We start from the raw sequence: 1,668 nt of genomic DNA, 5'->3' as shown, positions 1-1,668 counted from the left end.
CCGCCCACGGGCACCGGTTCGGCGACCGGCGCCGGCGCCCCGGCCCCCGGCTCCTCCCCGGCCGGTCGGAAGAGCAGCGCGATCCAGCGCAGGTAGTAGACCAGGGCGATCACCACGTTGACCGCCGCGACCACCGCGAGGACGGCCAGGTCGGCCCCGACGACCGACCGGATCACCGCCACCTTGGTGAACAGCCCGATCAGCCCCGGCGGCAGGCCCGCCAGGCAGATGAGGAAGAAGGCCATCGCCAGGGCGGTCGGCCGCCGACCGGCGGCCATCCCCCGGTGGTCGGCGATCCGTCCCCCGCGCACCGACAGGACCACGGCGAAGGCACCGAGGGTGACCACGGCGTACATCAGGGCGTAGGCCAGGGTCGCGCCGACCGCCGCCGAGACGCCCTCGGCGGACCCGGGGCCCCCGGTGCCGATCTCCCGGCCGGCCGCCGCGATCGGCACCAGCAGCCAACCGGCCTGACCGACCGAGGACCAGGCGAGCAGGCGCACGGCACTGCCGGACTCGGCGGGGTCCACCCGCAGCGCGGCGACGTTGCCGACGGTCATGGTGAGTCCGGCGAGCAGGGCCAGGGCCGGGCCCCACACCCCGTGCTCGCCGGGCAGGGCGACGGTGGTCAGCAGCACCAGTCCGGCCAGTCCGGCGGTCTTGCCGACCACCGCGAGGTAGCCGGCGATCGCGGGGGGCGCGCCGCCGTAGGTGTCGGGGATCCAGAAGTGGAACGGCACCGCGCCGACCTTCAGGGCGAAGCCGACCAGGGCGAGGGCCGCGCCGACGGTGACCAGGCCGGAGAGTGCGGGATCGGCGGCGGGCAGGGCGTCGGCGAGGACGGTCAGGTGCAGGCCGCCGCCGGCGGCGTACAGGAAGCCGACACCCAGCAGGGTGACGGCGGTGGCGGTGACCGAGGAGAGGAGGAACTTCAGGGCCGCCTCGGGGGCGAGCCGGTTCGCCCGGCGCAGCGCGACCAGCGCGTAGACCGGGAGGGTGGCGACCTCCAGGGCGAGGATCAGCGTCGCCAGGTCGCGGGCGGCGGGCAGCAGGGCGGCGCCGGTGGCGGAGGCGAGCAGCAGGAAGGCGTACTCGCCGGCGGGGACGGCTCCGGGCCGGTCGTCGCTCCGCGAGAGGGCGGGCAGCGAGATCAGCGCGGCGAGCAGTGCGCCGAGCAGCACCAGCGCCTGCACGGTGAGCGCGAAGCGGTCGGCGACGTAGGAGCAGGGCGCCGGGTCCACGGTGAGGCAGAAGGTCTCCCGGTCGCCGTCGCGCAGTGGCAGCAGCAGGGCGAGCCCGGCGGCCGGGGCGGCGACGGCGAGGCCGCCGAGCACCGCGCCGCGCCGGGCGGCGGGGAACGCCGGGGAGGCGGGCGGCAGCAGCAGGTCGGCGAGGAGCGCGAGCAGGCAGCCGGTGGCGAGGGCGACGACCGGCGCGATGACGGCCCACTCGATGCTCTGGATGAGGTTCATCGGGCGACTCCGGGCAGCAGGGCCTGCACGGCCGGGTCGGTGAGGCCGAGCAACAGCGCGGGCCACAGGCCGAGGAGGAGGGTGAGGGCCGCGAGGGGGGCGTACACGGAGAGTTCGGCACCCTTCGGGTCCGGCAGGCGGTCGGGGTCGGCGGCCGGGGCGGCGCCGGGTGCCTCGGCGGCGGCGAGGTCGGCGG

General features: G+C 77.0%; 1 protein-coding gene and 1 pseudogene. Both read right to left on the bottom strand.

Going from position 1 to position 1,668, the window contains the following annotated elements; all coding sequences use genetic code 11:
- A partial coding sequence (locus tag FNQ90_RS22315; RefSeq protein WP_182607992.1) for an NADH-quinone oxidoreductase subunit N occupies positions 1 to 1,472 on the bottom strand: 1,472 nt, incomplete at its 3' end.
- Positions 1,469 to 1,668 (bottom strand): annotated as a pseudogene (locus FNQ90_RS22310) (NADH-quinone oxidoreductase subunit M); the annotation flags it as partial. The gene FNQ90_RS22315 and the pseudogene FNQ90_RS22310, both read right to left, overlap by 4 nt.

Source organism: Streptomyces alkaliphilus (assembly GCF_014141535.1).
GTDB lineage: Bacteria > Actinomycetota > Actinomycetes > Streptomycetales > Streptomycetaceae > Streptomyces > Streptomyces alkaliphilus.
This window is presented reverse-complemented; position numbering and strand designations above follow the sequence as displayed.